The organism is Cohnella rhizosphaerae (assembly GCF_029525575.1).
GTDB classification, from domain to species: domain Bacteria; phylum Bacillota; class Bacilli; order Paenibacillales; family Paenibacillaceae; genus Cohnella; species Cohnella rhizosphaerae.
Genome location: NZ_JAPDIA010000009.1, coordinates 167,399 through 186,226, shown reverse-complemented (window position 1 = coordinate 186,226; position 18,828 = coordinate 167,399). Strand labels below are relative to the sequence as shown.

The 18,828-nt window shown below is 58.1% G+C and carries 15 protein-coding genes; 2 read left to right on the top strand and 13 right to left on the bottom strand.

The window, feature by feature from the left end; translation table 11 throughout:
* Positions 1-32: 32 nt before the first annotated feature.
* The 4 genes from OMP40_RS35130 to OMP40_RS35115 are packed head-to-tail and all read right to left on the bottom strand — an operon-like array spanning position 33 to position 3,308.
* On the bottom strand, positions 33-512 hold the full coding sequence (locus OMP40_RS35130) for a type 2 periplasmic-binding domain-containing protein (RefSeq protein ID WP_277538456.1): 480 nt from the start codon (positions 510-512) through the stop codon (positions 33-35).
* Complete coding sequence (locus OMP40_RS35125; RefSeq protein WP_277538454.1) at positions 424-1,794, bottom strand: type 2 periplasmic-binding domain-containing protein; 1,371 nt, start codon at positions 1,792-1,794, stop codon at positions 424-426. The genes OMP40_RS35130 and OMP40_RS35125 overlap by 89 nt, the downstream gene beginning before the upstream one ends.
* Before the next feature lie 10 nt (positions 1,795-1,804).
* Positions 1,805-2,749, bottom strand: coding sequence for a carbohydrate ABC transporter permease (locus tag OMP40_RS35120; RefSeq protein WP_277538452.1), 945 nt, complete (start codon positions 2,747-2,749; stop codon positions 1,805-1,807).
* Between the two features lie 16 nt (positions 2,750-2,765).
* The gene (locus OMP40_RS35115) at positions 2,766-3,308 is read right to left on the bottom strand and encodes an ABC transporter permease subunit (RefSeq protein WP_277538450.1); all 543 of its coding nucleotides are present in this window, start codon (positions 3,306-3,308) and stop codon (positions 2,766-2,768) included.
* On the opposite strand from OMP40_RS35115, the gene OMP40_RS35110 reads away from it, so the two are divergent.
* Positions 3,295-3,801 carry a hypothetical protein gene (locus OMP40_RS35110; RefSeq protein WP_277538448.1) on the top strand — a complete coding sequence of 169 codons (507 nt, stop codon included), beginning with the start codon at positions 3,295-3,297 and terminating at the stop codon, positions 3,799-3,801. The genes OMP40_RS35115 and OMP40_RS35110 overlap by 14 nt on opposite strands.
* Positions 3,802-4,271: 470 nt before the next feature.
* Positions 4,272-5,159 carry a MurR/RpiR family transcriptional regulator gene (locus tag OMP40_RS35105; RefSeq protein ID WP_277538446.1) on the top strand — a complete coding sequence of 296 codons (888 nt, stop codon included), beginning with the start codon at positions 4,272-4,274 and terminating at the stop codon, positions 5,157-5,159.
* 472 nt (positions 5,160-5,631) lie between these two features.
* Here the strand turns inward: OMP40_RS35105 and OMP40_RS35100 are convergent, their stop codons facing one another.
* From OMP40_RS35100 to OMP40_RS35060, 9 genes are all read right to left on the bottom strand, one after another.
* Entirely contained in the window at positions 5,632-5,811 is a 180-nt protein-coding gene (locus tag OMP40_RS35100) for a hypothetical protein (RefSeq protein WP_277538444.1), read from the bottom strand.
* 1 nt (position 5,812) lies between these two features.
* Positions 5,813-8,011, bottom strand: a complete 2,199-nt coding sequence (locus OMP40_RS35095; RefSeq protein ID WP_277538442.1) for a DUF4832 domain-containing protein — start codon at positions 8,009-8,011, stop codon at positions 5,813-5,815.
* A 471-nt stretch (positions 8,012-8,482) separates the two neighbouring features.
* Complete coding sequence (locus tag OMP40_RS35090) at positions 8,483-9,175, bottom strand: sensor histidine kinase (RefSeq protein ID WP_277538440.1); 693 nt, start codon at positions 9,173-9,175, stop codon at positions 8,483-8,485.
* Complete coding sequence (locus OMP40_RS35085; RefSeq protein WP_277538439.1) at positions 9,151-10,209, bottom strand: hypothetical protein; 1,059 nt, start codon at positions 10,207-10,209, stop codon at positions 9,151-9,153. Before OMP40_RS35085 ends, OMP40_RS35090 begins: the two co-directional genes overlap by 25 nt.
* A complete protein-coding gene (locus OMP40_RS35080; protein WP_277538437.1) occupies positions 10,206-10,397 on the bottom strand; it encodes a DUF3502 domain-containing protein in 192 nt (63 codons plus the stop codon). Before OMP40_RS35080 ends, OMP40_RS35085 begins: the two co-directional genes overlap by 4 nt.
* On the bottom strand, positions 10,339-11,139 hold the full coding sequence (locus tag OMP40_RS35075; RefSeq protein ID WP_277538434.1) for a hypothetical protein: 801 nt from the start codon (positions 11,137-11,139) through the stop codon (positions 10,339-10,341). The genes OMP40_RS35080 and OMP40_RS35075 overlap by 59 nt, the downstream gene beginning before the upstream one ends.
* Positions 11,036-11,560, bottom strand: coding sequence for an extracellular solute-binding protein (locus tag OMP40_RS35070; protein WP_277538432.1), 525 nt, complete (start codon positions 11,558-11,560; stop codon positions 11,036-11,038). Before OMP40_RS35070 ends, OMP40_RS35075 begins: the two co-directional genes overlap by 104 nt.
* 252 nt (positions 11,561-11,812) lie before the next feature.
* Positions 11,813-17,851, bottom strand: a complete 6,039-nt coding sequence (locus OMP40_RS35065; protein ID WP_277538430.1) for an S-layer homology domain-containing protein — start codon at positions 17,849-17,851, stop codon at positions 11,813-11,815.
* A complete protein-coding gene (locus OMP40_RS35060; protein WP_277538428.1) occupies positions 17,790-18,254 on the bottom strand; it encodes a hypothetical protein in 465 nt (154 codons plus the stop codon). Before OMP40_RS35060 ends, OMP40_RS35065 begins: the two co-directional genes overlap by 62 nt.
* Positions 18,255-18,828 lie beyond the last annotated feature (574 nt).

Sequence of the window (18,828 nt, the reverse complement as noted above, 5' to 3'; positions counted from 1 at the left end):
TTGAATAGTCGCTTACGAATCGCAGCCGGCGATCAGTAGATCGGGTCGCCGAATCGCTCGACGTTTTTCTTGTAGCGGTCGGTCATGAAGGCTTCGAGCTTGTCGTAATTTTTAACCTTCTTCATGTCGGCCAGCATTTTGTCCAGGACCTGCGCGGACTTCTCGGCGGTCGGCGCCGCGATCGCCTTGATCACGTTGTCCGCCAGCTTCGTCACGGTCGTGAGCGCGATGCCCTCGTCGGAAGAGCCGCTCGGCGTCATGCGATACGATTCGTTGGTTGAGTCATAAGCGTAGGGAACCGAATTCGGGATATCGTACGCGATGTTGTCCGGGGAGTCGCTGCGCTGGCCGGGCATCGGCTGATACCAGAGCGAATAATAGTCCCAGATGCCGGTCTTGTTCTGGTAAGCCGTCACGTCTTTTTCAACCTCTTTGGCCTCCGCCTCGGGTCTGAAGTACACGCCGTCCTTCACTTGATAGTGCTTGCCGGGGTTGCCCTGGCTGATTTGCATCGTACCCGTCGTGCTGAATCCGTAGCGGATGAGCTTGATAGCGGCTTCGGGATCCTTGTTTTTCTTGGTGATGAAGGTCTGCGTCGCGCCCCCCCATGCGGGATTGGCCGGGAAAGCTGAACGGCTTGCCGGTGGCGGACATCGGCGGGATGGCGATGAAGTGGCTGTCCGGCTTCTTGGCGTCGAGGATGGTGTTGGCCGATCCGGCCGCGTGATAGACGTAAGGCAGCATGAACGCGCTCGTCGCGAGGTCCTCGCTCACCTGCTGTTCGTCCTTAACGAAGATCTCGGGGTCCAGCAGCCCTTCGCGGAACAGCTTGTTCATGTAGGCGATGAAGTCCGGATAGTTGGGGTTCATATACTTGACGGTGCAGGCGCTGCCGGCTTCGTCGCAGTAAATGTCGTGGATGCCGAAGGAGTAGCCGATCGTCGACAGCGCGCCTTCGCCCTTGCCCCAACCGCTGATGCCGATCGACGTCTTGCCGTCGATCGTCGGGTACTTTTCCTTGAACAGCTTCAAGGTGTTGTACAGATCGTCCGGCGTCGCGATGGAGGGATGGCCGAGCTCATTCCAGATATCCTTGCGCACGCTGTAGGAGAAGTTGCCGATGATCGGGTCCTTCTTCTCCTTGAGCAGCCACTCGGGGTTCGTGACGCCGGAGATGCTCCACATCCGGTCGTCGATCTCCTCGTAAGTGCCGATCTCCCGCAGCACCTGCGGCACCTCGCTCTTGAAATCCGGAATGTACTTGTCGATCAGCTCGTCGAGCGAGTACACGTATCCGCCCTTGATCAGCTCCTCGCCTGCGGCGTCGCCGAAGGGAAGCGTAATGAGGTCCGGCATGTCGTTGGTCGCCATCATCAGATGGATTTTCTCGTTGGGATCGCCGCTCGGTATCGACCCTGTGACGTTGATGCCCGTGATCTCGGCGACGGTCTTGAGCGCCTCGTATTCGGTCCACGGCTTCGTGGTGAGATGGTGGTTGTAGTTGAAGTACCAGGTGAAGTCGACGTTGCGGCCGACGTTCCATTTTGCTTTTTCGTCCTGCACGTATTGGTCGAACGGGAAGCTGTCGTCCACGTTTTTCGTGATGTCCCAGGACACCTTCTCCCCTGCGCTTGCGCCAGCGGACGGGGCGGCGCTCGAAGCGCCGGAAGGCGAGGCGGAGCCGGAGCTCGGCGGGGCGGATTCGGAGCTTGACGCGCTTTTCCCGGCGTCGCAAGCCGTCAGCATGAGCGCCAGCGCGCTCGCGGCGATTGTCAATCTTCTTTTGTTCACCATAGTGACCTCCTTATATGTTTGAAGAGTCGGCAGTACGGATACTGGCGACTGAGCTTCCAAAAGGAACTACTCCTTCATGGCGCCGATCAGAAAGCCTTTGACAAAAAATTTCTGAAAAAAAAGGATAGATCAATATGATCGGTCCGATCGCGACGACGATCGTCGCCAACTGAATCGAATAAGGCGTGACGCGTCTGGACAAAATCTCGTCGCTCGACACCATCTTCGTAATCTCCGATGCCGCGCTCGATCCCTGGATCACTCTTTGCAGCACGAGCTGTACCGGCATCAGCGATTCCTTGGAGATGTAGATGTAGGCGTCGATCCAGGCGTTCCACTGCGAGACCGCATTCATCAGCCCGATCGTCGCGATGACCGGCATGGAGCTCGGGAAGACGATCCAGAAGAAGATGGAAAAGTCGTTGGCCCCGTCGATCATCGCAGACTCCTCGAGGGCGGCGGGCAGCGAGTTGAAAAACGACTTCATGATGATCATCGCCATGATGCCGTACATCGCGGGGATGATATAGACGAGATAATTGTTGGAGAAGCCGAGATTGGTCATGTTGATGACGCTAGGAATGAGCCCGCCGCTGAAGAACAGGGTAATGAAGCAAAGCGTCAGGTAGAAATTGCGGAACATCAGCTTCTTCTTGGACAGTCCGTAAGCGAATAAAGCGGTTGCAACGACGCTTGTGATCGTACCGAGCACCGTTCTGGATATCGTAATGAGGTATGAGCTGTAGATCAGGTCGTTCTGGAAAACAACCTTGAAGTTCTGCAGCGTGAACTTCCGCGGCCACAGCAGCGTACCGCCAAGCGACGTATCGTTCGCCTCGTTAAACGCCATGACGATGACCTTCCAGAACGGATACAAAAACGCGAGGGTCAGCAGCACCATAAACGCGTAAAGGAACGTATCGAACACTTTGTCGCCCGGGCTTCGTTTGAACATCGTCGGCCTCCTTTCTTCAAAACAGTCCTTTTTCGCCCTGCGTCATCACTCGGGCGGTCCTGTCCGCCGCGAGCAGCAGGCAGAACGACACGATCGAAGTCGCCAGGCCGATCGCGGTGGCATACGAATAGCGGCCCGACTGCACCCCGGTTCGGAACACGTACGTATCGATCGTCTCCGCCGTCTCCGATACCATTTTGTTGCCGAGCAGGAAGTGCTGCTCGAAGTTCGAGCCCAGGATGCCGCTGACCGACAGGATGAGCAGGATGACGATCGTCGGCATGATGGACGGGATCGTGATATGGATGATGCGGCGGAATCGGTTGGCCCCATCCATGTAAGCGGATTCATACATCTCCTGGGGAATGCTCGCGATGGCGGCCAGGTAGATGATTGATCCCCAGCCTACGCCCTTCCACAGGTCTGAGAGCACCGCGATCGCCCGGAACAGCTCGGGCTGCGACAGATAGCTGATGCGCTCCGAGATGATCCCCATCTGCAGCAGGATCGAATTCAGTGGTCCGTCCAGCGACAGCATCGTCTGCATGAGCGACACCATGACGACCCAGGAGATAAAAAAACGGGAGATAGGATACGGTTTGCGCGATCCGTTTGAAGGCGAGCGAACGGATCTCGTTGAGCAGGAGGGCGAACAGGATGGGTGCGGGGAAGCCGAAGACGAGCTTGAGACCGCTAATGATCAGCGTGTTCTTGATCGCCTGGATGGCGAACGGATCGGAGAAGAACGCTTCGAAATGCTTGAAACCGACCCAGGCGCCGGAGAAGAACCCCTCCGAAATCCGGTAATCCTTGAAGGCGATAATGATGCCATACATGGGAATGTACATGAAGATAATCAGCCAGACGATTCCCGGCAGCACCATCGCCTGCAGCGTGATCTGCGATTTGAACCTTTTGACGCCCTCCCCCGATCCGCTGCGCGGCGCTCCATCGATGAGCGGTTATTTGTTCCGTACGACGAGCAACATCTCCTTGAATCTGTTTCATCGATCTCACATTCCTTTCACCTGGCGGCTCTGATGATGAAATGAATGAAGCTTGAAAGGTAAGCGCTTTCTATTGATTCGATATTGTTTGTGGCTATCCCCTCCGTATGGCAGGACGTACGCGTTTCGTTCATGCGGCCCTAAATCCCGTGTCGATTCTTTATCTTGTTTTGCGCCTTGTTCTTCAGGTAAAGAATAGCATTCCTTTTACGATATAGTAAATATCAATTATCAAATTTTTATTTTGATTTTAGATATATAAGATATCAATTATTAAAAAAATACTTATGACCTAATTTAAAATACCTTTATATATAAAGGATTATTAGGGTGCGTTACGGAAATCGGCTTGGTTTAGTAATAATAAAATTATGATATAAATTATCTTATTTTATCTTTTTGAATAAACCTTTTTTATGATATGATTTAATTCATCATTCATCTATTGATGCGATATCGAATATCATCTCCGGCCGCACGCAACGAACGGACCGCGGAGATAGAACGGAGCCGCTATGAAGTCCATGCTCGTATCCAAAGGCGGATGCATTCTACGTATTCAGAGCATCCTGAACAACCTCAAGTCGGCGGAACATCGCGTGGCAAACTATATTCTGGACCATGCGGAACTCGTCACCGCCCAGACAATGGAGGAGCTCGCCGTCGCCAGCGACGCCAGCTATTCGACCGTCGACCGCCTCTGCCGCAAGCTGGGCTACACGGGCTTCCGGGAGTTCAAGGCAAGCCTGATCTACGATGTCATCAACAATAACAATGTCGGGACGATCATTCAGAATCTGACGGTCGGACAGGAGACATCCACGCAGGGCATCGCCGAGAACGTATACAATCTTGCCTTTAAGGTGCTTGAAGACAGCCTGGCCATCATGAACATCTCCGAGATCGAGATGGTCGTCCAGCAGATGATCAAGGCCAAAAAGCTGTGTTTTATCGGGGCGGGTTCTTCCGGGTTGTGCGCGCGCTATGCCTACAGCCGCTTCTTCCGGATCGGACTGAACTGCGCCTCCGACATCGATTCGACGTTGTACAAGATGCAGGCCGCCCTGCTGACGGAGGACGACCTGCTGTTCGTCATCTCCTCCTCCGGACGCACGGAGAACGTCGTCGAGGCGGCGCGCCTTGCGAAGAAAAACGGCGTGACTGTCGTCGGACTGAGCGACTACGCCATCACCCCGCTCTCCAAGACCTGCGACTACAACCTTTACACGACGTCGCGCAATGCGAACATGTTCCTCAACATCGACATGCCGCTCATCACCGGCCAGATCACGATCATCGATCTGCTGTACATGTGCACCTGCGTCGCGCTTGGCGAGGACGCCTCCCGCCATTACGAGAAGACGATCACGACGGCGAATCAGGAAAAGACGAGAAACGGCTGACTGTCGTTCCTCGTCTTTAATCGGCCCCGGCTATTGCGAATAGTTTTCGCCGCTGGGCGATTCCCGTTCAATAAAAATAAAAACGACGTCGCCGGGACGGATCTCCTCGATCTCTCCTCCCAACGAAATTGATGACCGAGCAAGTCGGCACGCTGCCGGGGAGAAGTCTATTAATCGATGGGGGGTTCGCTTGATGCGGCGCGCTTCCGACGGCAAAGAGCCGGTACGCGGTGAGTCGCGCGCCGGCTTGTTTTCGACTTGCTGGTTTCGTAGCGGACTCACCGTCCGCTATTGTTGCAAACTGCTTGCATTTTTCATGCTCCGCGGACTCCAGTGCCGTAATTTCCTCCTAAAACGCCTGCTTTCATACTGTTTATCGAGGATAACGGATATGGGGTCCGCAAGACGCTCCAAAACGAACTCGATTGTTAATATAGCGGCTCTCAGGTCCACTTCGCCTTGGATCATACCGCTATTCGAAACGAATCTCGTCGATCGTAAAGCTGCCCGAAAACGCGCCGTGCTTGAACTTCCTGGCCGTCGCTTTGTCGAAGCCCGCGAAGTCGGCGAGCGGAATGCGGATCGTCTGGTAGCCGGTCGTCGCGGTGACGGTCTTCGTCCCCTTCGCCCCTCCCGCGTCCCACATCGTCACGTTAAAAGAGGCGCCGTTCGTGCCGCTCTTCACGACGTAGACGAGGTATGTAGGCGGACAGGTCGACGTTCGTCTCGGCGGCGCTGAACGTGGCGTCCCACCAGCTGACGCCGTTAAGCGACAGCTCGGAGCCGTTGCTCGATATCGTGCCGTCTCCCCAATAGCCGCCTCCCATATCGTTCGTGTGCAGCGTGTTGTATTGGTTGGCATTGTCGTAATTGTCGAAGACAAGCGGCGTTACGCCGCCTCCGCCGCCGCTAGCGCTCAGTACGATACGGTCGAAGTCGGGCGCATAGCCGGTCGTCTGGGAAAAGAGCAGCGTGTTGGCACCTGCCTGCAGATGCACGGTCGTCGTCTTCGATGCGACCGTCGTCCAGCCGCCGGAGCTCGGGAAGCTGATCGACGCGCCCGCGCCGCCGTTCACGCTAAGCGAGGCTGAGCGGCTCGCGTCGCCGTTCAAGTAGTAGATCGTCAGCGTATAATCGCCGGCGGCAGGCGCCGTCACGCCGTTGAACCGCAGCGTGCCGCTGCCGTTGCCGACGTAGCCGACCTTGCTGCCGCCGGAGCAGGTCGCGCAGCTCGAGACGGCAGCCGGGCTAACGAGCGTGTTGCCCGACGCTTCTGCTTCATAGACAGTCGTGCCTGCAGGCGGCGTCGGCGTCGGGGTTGGCGTCGGGGTTGGGGTTGGTGTCGGTGTCGGTGTCGGTGTCGGTGTCGGGGTCGGGGTTGGGGTGGGTGTCGGTGTCGGTGTCGGGGTTGGGGTTGGTGTCGGCGTTGGCGTAGGCCCGCCGGTCAGCGGCGGATCGGCCAGCGTCGTGGACGTCGTGGCGCTCGCGGTTACGCGGAAGCCCGACAGCGTCAGCCAGCCGCTGCGGTTGGCGTCCTGCCGCGTGTTCGCGAAGCGAAGCGGCTTGCCGTTCGACAGCGGGTTGACGACGCGCATGACCAGCTTATAGTCGCCGGCGGGCAGATTGTGGCTTGCGCTGAAGGCAAAGCTGTAATCCGCGCCGCCCGGCAACACGCTTTTCAGATTCCAGCTTGCGGTGCCCAGCGATTTGACCCAGACGTCGGAGGCGTTCAGCACGCCGAACTCGACCGGCCAATTATAGTAGAACGGCGCTACGCCCTTGTTCTGCAGCTTGACGTTGACCGTCAGCGAGGACGCCGGCGAATCGGGCAGCTGCACGCCGGAGTTGTACAGCGTATAGCCCAGCATCTTGTGCCCCCGCAGCGCGTTGGCCGAGGCGGTGGCGTTCGGCAGCGACGTTTTGAACAGTCTGTCGTACATCATCCAGGAAGCATGCGTCGTCTCGACCGAGGTCTGGTAGTTCTGCCCGTTCTGGTTGGGCCAAGTCTGCCAGAAGCTCGTATCCTGCTGGAGCGGCGGATAGAGCTCGCCCCCGATCGGATGCGTTTGCCAAATGTTCTGCACGCCGTTCTGCGTGATCAGATTCCAGAAGTCCCAGTCCGTCTCGAACAACGTCGCGTAAGCGAAGGAGTCGTCATGGTACCCGAAGGCGTTCTTGAGCGTCGCCGTGCTCGCGGAGTACGGATACCGGGCCAGCACCTGCGTCGTGTGAAACGCGTCCTTGAACGCCGTCAGCAGCGCGTCCATGTTCGTCTGGTTCATCCGCCAATCGTTCGGGGCGGCGTCGTAGGGCCACGTATGCCACTCGCCCCAGAAGCCGTACAGCCCCGCCGTCACGAAGCCGATCCGCGAATCGCCGTCGTAGCGGGCGCCGAGCGCGGCGACGAACTGGCGCAACGCCGTGTTCAGGTTGGCGTCGTTCCAGTCGGGCGCCAGGCTGTGCGTCGAAGTGTCGTGGTTGCCGTTCTGGTCGTAATCGCGCGTCAGCAGACCGCCGTTGATCAGAAACTGCGGAATGCCGGTCGTGCGTCCCGGGTAGTCGACGTAGACGCGGAACGCCGCCTGGTTGCCCCGGCTCGCGATATCGTTCAGATACGCGTCCAGCGGCGCCCAGTTGTACGTGTTCCAGCCCGTCATGAGATCGCGCAGCGAGACGTAAAACCACTCCATGCTGTGCGGGAAGCTGTTGTTCGGATCCACGCTCTCGGAAGGCTGTTTGGAAAAGGGCAAAAAGCCCTTGAGCGGATTCTGCTCCAGCCCCGGCTTGTTCGGGTCGTACGTCTGAGCCTGCCATTCGCCCGAGGCGGCCGCGTGCGGAGGTTTCAGGTTCATGAACAGCATCGTGCCGATCAGAACAACGATTATCAAAACGAGCGTTGGCTTTGCGGGCCTTGCGATTCTTGCGTTCCACACCACATCGTTCACTCCTGTTCGCATGGGATATGTTGCCGAAGCGTCCGGCGAGCCTGCCCGCCGTCCCTGCTCCTCGCCCCCCTTTCCGGTACGGTCACGCGACTGCGCTCCATGACAACGCAAACGAACGGACCATCACCCGCCTGACTCGAATATCTTGGTAAGCGCTTACGATATCATCATAAATCACGCGTTTTGCGCGTCGATAGGCCCCGATTTTAAGATCTAAACCATCTTTTTTTAGATTCGCTGTCCGGGGTCGGGCAGTACCGGCAAACAAAACAATGGCTGTCTCTCAGGTCGCTTTATGACCTGTCGAGACAGCCGTTTGGCAGGGGATGGGCAGCGCTGAAATGGCTTCGCGCACCGCACCCGCAGCGGTGGCCTCCATCACTCCGCTTCCTTATCCTCCTGCACCTGCCATACCAGCTCCGCGCACAGCCCGCCCCGCTCCGAGTGGCTGAGGAACAGCCCGGAGCTTTTGCCGAACAGCAGCATGAGCCGCTGGTGGACGTTGTGCAGGCCGGCGTCGATCTGGTCGCTCGGCGCCGTGCGGATCTTTGTCTGCAGCGCCTCCAGCTGCGCCGGCGCGAGGCCCGTGCCGTTGTCGTCGACCGTAAGCCGCGCGAGGCCGCCATCCTCCAGCGTTCCCCGGATGCGGACGCTGCCGTACTTCACCGGTTTTCTGAACGCATGCACGATCACGTTCTCGATCAACGGCTGCAGCGAGAGACGAGGGATCTCCATCTTCAGCAACGCCGGATCGATGTCGATCTCGTATTCGAAGTCGTCCGTCAGCAAGCGGTGAATGTCCAAGTAGTTTTCGATCAGGCTAAGCTCTTCCTGGATGGTCGCGAAGCTACTGCTGAGCTTGGTCGTATAGCGGTAATACCGGCTCAAATTCATCGTCATCGAGACGGCCGCTTCCTTTTCCTCGAGCTCGACCATGCTCTTGATGTACGCCAGCGTGTTGTAGAGGAAATGCGGATTGATCTGCGACTGCAACTGCTTGACGTTCGCTTCCTTCGTCCGGATCTGCTCCTTCAGCACGTCCTCGATCAGCTCCTCGATTCTTGCGGCCATCGAGTTGAACTTCTGATAGACGTAGCGGAACTCCCCCCTTCGGAGGGTCCTTCATCCGGCTCGTATAGATGCCCTTCTCGATGAAGTTCATGCCCTGCATCAGCTTGCGGAACGGAATCCGGATGCTCCGGTACAGCAAAAAGCTCAGGATGCACGCCATAAAAAGCATCATGCCGCTGATCGAGTAGAACATCGTCTGGCTGCGCTTGATCGGCGCCATGATTGTGTCGATCGGCACGTAATCCACCAGGTACCAGCCCAGCGGCTGCACCATGTCCATATGCACCTGGTACGTGCCCCCGCTCGTCCGGATAAGCAGCGGCTCGAAGCCCTCTTCCGCGGCGACCGGATCCAGCTCGGGCAGCAGCTCCCGGATCAAAGCCTGATTCGCCGTATAATTGTAGATCGGGTTGTCCCCCCGGCTTGTATAGAAAAGGATCCTCCAGCCCGTTGCTCTTCATCTCGGACAGATCGCTCTTGATCTCCCCTTCGTCCACCTTCGCGACGACCGTCAGGTCCGCCTCCTCTTCCCTGGCGCTCTTGGCCGGATTGGAGATCGTCTCGATAAAATAGGCGTTGCCCTTCGGCCCCGTCCGGTAGCTCCAGAAGCCGTCCTTGTCCGGCAGCTCCGCGGGCACGGCGCCCAGGCTGGAGTTGCTCTTGATCACCACCCCCGTCTTCGGGTAGACGACCGCGATGATGCCCTTCCACCGCCCGTAGCCCGCCAGCCTGCTGATCTCCTCGGACACGGTCTTAAGCGTGCGGTAATAGAGCAGATCGTCGTTCAGCAAGTCCGGATAGGCCAGATTGCGGACTTCGGTGCTCTCGTACAGCATCTTTTGATAGGAATCGTATTGTGCGAACATCTGACCGAGCTGCCCGACGAACGTCTCGACCTGCGTACGCTTTGCCTTCACGATTTCCCTTTTCAGCACGCTGGAGCTCGTATGGTTCGAGTAGGCGTACAGCGCGATGATCGGCGTCAGCAGCAGAAGCAGCGCAAGTACCATCCTCGTGAAAATGCTGGATTTCACTTCGCTCCCTCCCGATCCGCGCGGGAGGTCTGCGACGCTCTAAAATCCGCATATTGTCGCTTGAATTCCACCCAGACTTTGTCGTAGCCGGCTTTCTTGAGCGCCTCCATCGAACCCGGAAATGCCTGGTCATAACCGACGATGCCGAGGTTGATCGGCAGGAACTTTTCGTTGTAAACCGCGAGCACTTTGGCATACTCTTTTTTTGACCGGCTCCTGGTTAAAATGAAAACCGAAAATTTTCGAGATCCGCGCATTGTCGTCGTTATGCAGCATATCCTCCACGACGGAGTCGTCCACGTTGGTCGCCGGCATGAAGTAATTTTTGTTGCGCCACATCCACTCGTACATGAACTGGTCGTTCGTGAGCAGCTGGATTTTGTCGTTTTCGATCCGATAGTCCTTGCCTTCAACGCCATAAATGATGAAGTTGTAGTGCTCCTTGCTCTGCAGGATCCAGTTCATAAACTGCATGGCGCGCTCCGGGTGGAGGGCCTTGGCCGGAATCATAACCGCCTCGTTGGACGGCGCCACGATGTATTTCGGTTTGTCCGGGGCGAGGTAATATTCCCTAAGCTTGGCAGCGGGGTCCGCGTTCTGCACCGTCTGCAGGTTCTCCATCGCCCGGGAGACGGCGCCCACCCGGAACAGCAGCTTGCCCGCGTCCTCCTGATCGATGTTGGCCGCCTTGTTGCCGGCGAGACGCTTGTCGATGACCCCGATGTCCACCCAGCGCTTGCGAACTTCCGAGACCTTCTTGTACAGATCGGATTCCAGATAATCGACCAGCTCGCCCGTATTCTCGTTCACGGCGAACATCTGGTTTTCATCGAGGAAGGTGAGCGGCTGATCCGACAGCTCCCGCCAGAGGACGTCCTGACCGCGATCGTTCTCCAGGTACCCGTAGTAGCTCGGATCTCGCGCATGCATTTTCGTATAAAAAAGCTTCTAAATCGGCGATCGTGCGGATATTCTTCATGCCGACCGACTCCAGCAGATCCTGGCGCACCATCACCGACGTGAACTTGCCCGCCGAGGTGAATGCCTGGGAAGGAATCGCCCACAGGCTGCCGTCCATCTCGTACTGCTTGAAGTTGTCCGCCGGGATTTTCGCCGTCAGATCCTGTCCGTACGTCCGAAGCAGCGTATCGAGCGGCTGGATATACCCCTTCGTCTTGTAATCCGATACGAACGAGGTGCCGTACCAGAACAAATCGTAGTTCTCCCCGGTGGACAGCGCAAGCTCGACCTTGGATTGATAGTCCGCCCAGGGGATATACGTCAATTCCAGCTTCATGTTGAGCTCCTGCTTCAAGCGCGCGTTCAGCTCGTTGTCGACGAACTCCCGCATGCGCGCCGACTCGTCCCCCCGGCATGATCATGCTTAACGTGACATAAGGCTGCGGCACGTCCGCGCCCGTGGATTCGCCATGCTCCGGCGCGCCTTTGCAAGCCGAGGCAGCCGCGACCCACGCGATGAACGAACATAGCAGCAAAATACGATGGATGGTTTTCATCTTAGGCCTGTCTCCCCCGGAAATTGAACATGGATACCATTCAATTGTATAAAGCCCCGGCAGATTCCTGCCGAGGCTCCAAACATTCAGTTCATAAATTGAACGCGCTGCAAAAACCGTTTGAGCAAAACGACCGCTTCGGCTCTGCTTGCGCTCGCGCCGGGATCGATCGTCGTTGCCGATCTACCGTGCATGATGTCGGCGGCAAGCAGCCCGGCGACGGCCGGTTTGGCCCATGTGCCGATCGCGTCCTTGTCCGCGTACTTCGCGAGAATCGTCTCTTGGGCATCGCCTGCCTGCGTGGATGAGCCCGCATACTTTAACGCTCTGGACAGCATGACCGCCATCTGTTCGCGGGTGATCCGGTCGTCCGGTTTAAATGTACCATCCTGATAGCCCTCGACGATACCCGCATTCACCGCCTGTTCGACCGCACCGTTATACCAGTCCGCTTGGGAGACATCGCTGAACGAAGCTGCCGCAGCCGGCGAATTTAAACCGAGCGAGCGAACGAGCAGGGCCGCGAATTCCGCGCGCGTGATCGATTGATTGGGCGAAAAGCGGTTCAACGAATCTCCGTTGACGATCCGCTTCGAAGCCAGCGATTCGATATCCGCCTTGGCCCAGTGACCGTTCAGATCGGCGAAAGTCTTGCTGCCGGACGCCACCGCGTAGATGCTGTTCCCGTTCCGCTTGATCACGGCTTCCGTACGGTCGCCGCTCGTCCGGAAGACGGCCGGTACAAAACGGAAGGTGCCTGCAGCCGGGTCGTACAGCAGCGCTGTCGTTATCGATGGATCCACCTTTCCGGACAGGATCACCGTTCGCTCGACGTAAGTGCTGCCGAAGTCCGCGAGCTCGACGGATTTTCCGTTCGCCTCCGCAAAGATGTTGTATGCCAGCGCAGGGGCAAGCAAGATCAGGTCATCCTTAGCTGCTTGTGCGGACAAGGATTCTGCCGCCGCGCCTGCCACTTTGTTGATCTCGATTCGGACGGTCATTGCATCGGCGCTTACGCCCAGCTTTTCCGCCATCGAAGACAATCCCAGAACGGGGACAGGCACCTTGTAGCTTCCCAAATCCGTCTGCACGACGATGGACGCGCCCGGCAGTTTGCCCGCGGCATCGATCAGCGCGGACGACGGAATCTCTACCTTCACGCTGCCGCCGTCGTTTTTCACGTCGATCGTGACCGCGTTTAAGGTCGCCGACGCTTGCTTCGCGAGCGCGTCGAAAGCCTCTTTAAGCCGCTTTGCATCGATCGTCGCGGTTGTTTCGGCGACGCCGTCCGCATTTTTGGTTTGCGTCGTCTTCACGGCGTCCTGCCCCAGCTTGACGCCATCCTTCGTCTGCTCCGGCGCCGGCGTCGAAGGCGTTACGTTCGTGCCGCCGGAAGGCGGGTTGGTCTCCGGCTCGGTCTCGGAAGACACGGTCACCTGGAACTGCTTCGCGAAGTTACCGTCCGAAGTCTTGGCCGTGATCACGGTCCGGCCGACGCCAACAGCTTTAACCAAACCAGCCGCAGATACGTAGGCGACCGCCGGGTCTGCCGAGGACCACACGACTCTTGTGTTGCTAGCTTCTGCCGGCGCTGCAGCGACGCTGATCTGCGCGCTTTTGCCCGGCGCCAATCGCAGTTGCTCCGCGGTATCCGAGGCGATGCCGGTCACTCTAGCCGGCGCCTCGGCGGCGCTGCCGGACACGACGACGCTGCCGAGATTTAGCCATCCGCCGTCAGTTTGCTCGGCGTTCGCAAAGCGGAACGGCTTGGCGTCCGCATTGATCTGCTCGAGCGGATTCACGTAACGCAACAGAATTTGATAGCTTCCGTTGCCCAGTTCCGGATTGCTCGTAGACTCGAACAGTTTATTGCCGTCGAAGCCGTTTGTATTGGGCAGCAGGTCCTTTAGATCCCAACCCGGCTCCCATATTTTAACGATGCCGTTGTCCGCTTGAGCCGCGAGCTCAACCTTCCAATTATAGTAGAAGGGTGCCACGCCTTTGTTCTCCAGTTCTACGCCAACCTTCAGAATTCCGCCCGCCGCATCCAGATAAGTCGTCGGCACATTATACTCGTAACCCATTTTGCGCGAGCCTTCCGTCGCTCTCGCAAGCGGATCCTGGGCCAGCGGCGTCTGGAAGATACCCTGCGCGATCAGCCAGGAAGCGTGGGTCAGGTTGAGGCTCGTGTAATAATCCTCGCCTTGCGCGCCTTCGATCGGCGTCGCCGGTTCGTTGTACCGCGGCGGATCGTTGTTCCACATCTTCACCTGAATCTCGGGCCGCATCTCACCGCCCATGCTGTTCGTCTTCCAGAACTCGGTTGCCGACGCATCCTTGATGCGGCCCCAGAAGTGCCAGCTTTGACCGCCGAGGCTCGGCGGCAGCGTCTGGAACGCGAACGAATCGTCGTGATAGCCGACATCGAAATTCGTCGTTGTCAGCGTGCCGTTGTCCATCGGATACCGCAGCACAAGCTGCGTGCTGTCGAACGCATCGTCCATATCGGTCAGCACGCGCTTGAGGTTGGCGTCGGTCGGCATGAGGTTGGGCGATTTTAAGTTCCCGTCATACGGGTACGTATGCCACTCTCCCCAGAAGCCGATCAGGCCGATCATGATAAATCCGATCCGGGGATCGCCGTCATAACGCGCGCCAAGCGCGCCGATGAAATGGTCCAGAGCGCCCATCAAGCGTTCGTCGTTGTAGTCGGGCGCCAGGCTCGTGGCATCCTTGCCGTTGTCGTAGCCTTCATAGGCAAACGTCTTCAGCCCTTCGTCGATCAGAAATTGCGGAATGCCCGAAGGCTTGTTCGGATAGTCCAGATACACTCTGAACACCGCCTGATTGCCTCTGGCCGCCACCGCTTCCAGCCGTTTGTCGAGCTCCGTCCAATCGAAATCGTTCAGGTTGTTCATCAGCTTGCTCAGCGGCAGGTAGAAAAACTCCATGCTGTACGGCAGCTGGGTCGGACGGTCTCTCCAGTCGTCGCCTGCCGTGAAGTACGCTTCCTCGGACGCATCGTAAAAAGGAAGGAAGCCCTTGAGCGGATTGTCTACGGGTGCCTGGCTGTACGCGAGCGCATGCGTCCCCTCTGCCGTCGCCCAGGCCGGCGCGCTCGGGTGGTCCACAGGCTCCGGTCCGGATGGACCGCCGTCGCCGCCGCTCGTTCTGCCCGCCAGCGCATACAAGCCAAGCGCGTCGATCGTGAGGACATTGTCCGATTGACTGGCCGGGCCGAAGCCGAACTGAATTTGCAGCACCTTGCTTCTGTCGAATGCGGCGTCGCAAGCGCCGCAGCCCTGCCAGGACGATTGGGAAAAGGCATCCCAAGGAATGCGGACCATGCCCTTGTAGCCCGCCGCGATCGACAGCGAACCTCCGCCGAGGGCGGTCGCCTTCCAGCCGTCCGCAGCGTTGTAGAACTTGACGGCGGCTCCGGCTTTTAAGGAGAACTCGCCCTTCGACGCGTCGGTAACCAACGCTACGTTAAGATCCATGCTTTTGCCGCTCGGCGACGCATTGTTCACCCAGAAGGTCAGTCCGTCGTAGTCGGTCCAGTTCGTGTCCGTCCCGGTAAACGCCGCGCGCTTGATATTGACCCAATTGGACGCGGGCTTGCCGGACGGCGGAACAACGGAAAATTTCATCGCCTGCGCGCCGTCTGCGGCATTGGTCTTGTCGATCGTCCGCAGCGCGGACGGATTCCCGTCCTCCCAGTCGATCTTCCAGACGTTCTGCAGCGCGGCATCGTCCGCATAGGTATCGAAGTTGTCTAAAATGCGATCCGCCCGATAGAGCGCGATGTCGTCGATCGTGACGACATTGTGGATGTAGCCCTTGGGCGGGAAGCCGAACTGGAGTCCGTCGATCTCGCTCGGGTCCAGCGCGGCCGCGCATGCCGTCTGATCGCCGTCGCACTGCCAGGCGGCTTGAACGAATTGATCCCAAGGGATTCGGACGACGCCGCTGAAGCCCGCAGGAACGTTGAGCGAAGCGCCGTTAAACGCCGATGCGCGCCAGTTTCCGTCGGCGGCGAGCGTCCAGGCCGATCCGCCGTCTTTTAACCCGAACTCTCCCTTGGCGACGGGTGTCTCAAGCGCGACGTTCAAGCTGAAATCCTTGCTGTCGCTCGTCGTGTTGTTCACCCAGAAGCTTAAGCCGTCATAGCGGGACCAATCCCGCTTGTCTGCCGGAATCGCGTGGATGATATTCGCCCACTCCGAATCCGCGGTGGCGACGGACAGCCGGAGGCCCTTGCTCCCGCTCGCTTGGCCGAGCGCTCTCGTCACCGAGCCCGGCTTGTCCGACCAGGCTTCCGTCCACGCTTGACCGATAGCCGCATCGTTCGCATAGGACTCGAAGTCTTCGATCAGCCCCGGCGTGCCGGCGCCCGGATTCGTCGGCGTGTCCGGACCGTTTCCATTGCCATTTCCGCCTGTCTCCGTATCCGATTCGTATTTGTCCGTGAAGTAAATTTCATCGATATAGATCGTGCCCGTCGTATTCCAGGTCGCTTGCGCGAGGGCGATGCTCCAGATCGTCTGCGACAGATCGACGCCGTTGGCCGGCAGATCGATCACGAGATCTTTATAGCTTGTCGTAACGGTGTCGCCGCTGAATTGGCCGAGCGTCTTCGTAACGCCGCCGATCGTGAGGTTGAGCTGGCTTTCTTCGCCGCCCACGGCGCCTTTCGCCCGAATGACAAGCTTGCTCGCAGCGGCCAGGTTGCGGCCGATATTCGTCTCGAGCCGGGACATGTTCTGATACTGAAGGATGAGCGCGCCGTCTTCAACGACGCCCGCGCCGTTCCCGTTCGCGAAGTTGCTGGAGCCGGTCCATTGATTCAGATCGTTCTGCGTGCTGGCCGACCAGGCCGGCGTCCCGTCGTAATTATCGACGAGCAGCTTCGTCGGCGGAGGCGGAGGCGTTGTCGGCGGCGGCGTGCATGGCGACGCGCAGTCCCCCATCAGCACGGTCCCGAGATTGAGCCAGCCTTCCTTGTCCTGATCCGTATTCGCGAATCCCACCCGTTTCGCTTTGCTGCTGATCGCCTCGAGCGGATTGACGACTTTCATGACCAGGTAATAATAACCGTCGCTTAAGGCCGGATCGTCGATGGTCGCATCGAAATAATACGGCTCGCCGAACGGCACGTACTTCGGATTGCCGTCGACGTTCCATTCCGGATACGTGCGGATTTGCGCAGGCTGCACCTTCGTGATGTCCCATGCCGTGTCCCATTGCTTGACCAGCTTGCCGGACGCGTTTTTGACGCCCAGCTGTACCTTCCACGGATAAGAGAACGGCGCCACGCCGTTATTCTGAATGGTCACGCCGACCTTGAGCGGATCGCCCTGGGCCACATTGTTGTAATAAGCGCGCTTCACGTTCAGATCGTAGCCCATCTTGCGGATGCCCGCAGCCACCGCGGCATCGTTCGCGTTGTAGCTGCCGATGCCCTTATGGTTGATCATCCACGTCGCATGCGTAAGCTCGATGTCGTCGATCGCGTCGTCGACGTCGGCGCCGCCGCTGAAGAATCGCTCCTGAATCTCGGGACGGACTTCGCCGCCGATCGATTCCGCGATCCATTTGTTTTCCGAACCGGCATCCAGCATCTGCGTCATGAACGAATAGTAGGCGCCGCCCATGCTCTCCGGCTGGGTTACGCTCTGCAGCGGATTCCCTTCCTTGAAGCCGAACGAATCGTCATGATAGCCGAAATTATAATCGCCCGCGCCCGGCAGGCCGGGATTGCGAACCTCTAATTTCGTGTGATTAAAGGCCGTGTCGTAGGCGTTAAAAATGGCGTTGATCGTCGTGGCGTTCGGCATATGGTCCGGGTAGCTGTCGCTGCTCGTATCCGTGTCGTACGGCCACGTATGCCACTCGCCCCAGAGGCCGACGAGGCCCATATGGATGAAGCCGATGCGCGGGTCGCCGTCGTATTTGGCGCCGAACGCTTGAATGAAGTCGGTCAAATACGCGACCATGCGCGGATCGTCGTAATCAGGTTCGTCCTGGTTGAAGGCGTCGTTGTGTCGAATCGCGATGCCGTCGTCATGCATGAACTGCGGGATCGCGTCTGCCTCTCCGGGGTACTCCAGATAGACGCGAAGCACCGCCTGATTGCCTCTGGCGGCAATCGCATTCAGCTTGCGGCTCGATGCCCGAGTCGAACGTAAAGGAATTCGGGCCGTTCATGACCGCCTTAAGCGGAACGTAGAACCATTCCAGGCTGTGGGGAAGCGACGTCTCGTTGTCCCACGGATAAAACGGGGCGAAGCCCTTGAGCGGATTGTCCAGCGGGCTGGGAGCGGCGGTCAGATCGTGCTTGGCCAGCGCGCTGTCCACCGCGGGGCTCGGGTAGGGATTGACCGGCACGCGCTGCGCCGGGTCCGGGCCTTCGGCATTGGCTCTGCCAGGCGCCGCCGTATTTGCCAGCACCGTGCTCAAGAGCAAACACATCGCCAGAAAAACGCTGAATGACGATTTTCGAATCTGATGGGCCGATATTGGATGCATCGGAAACCTCCTTAAATGGTTTTTACCAATGATAGCGTTATCAAATAGGATTAAAGAAAAATTTTAACAGGAGCTTAATCCGCTCTTCCGCTCTAAAGTAACTTTTTGCCCTTACAGCCCCGAAGCCGGGCACTTACGTCGCTCTTGAGTAACTTTTTGCCTCTACAGCTCCAATGCCAGGCACTTTTGCCGCTCTAGAGTAACTTTTTGCCCTTACAGCTCGAAAGCCAGGCACTTACGCCGCTCTAGAGTAACTTTTTGCCCTTACAGCCCCAATGCAGCGTACTTTTGCCGCTCTAAAGTAACTTTTTACCTTTACAGCTCGAAAGCCGGGCACTTTTGCCGCTCTAAAGTAACTTTTGCCTTTACAGCCCCGAAGCCGGGCACTTACGCCGCTCTAGAGTAACTTTTTGCCCTTACAGCCCCGAAGCCAGGCACTTTTGCGGATCTAGAGTAACTTTGCCCTTACAGCCCCGAAGCCAGGCACTTTTGCCGCTCTAGAGTAACTTTTTGCCCTTACAGCCCCGAAGCCAGGCACTTTTGCCGCTCTAGAGTAACTTTTTGCCCTTACAGC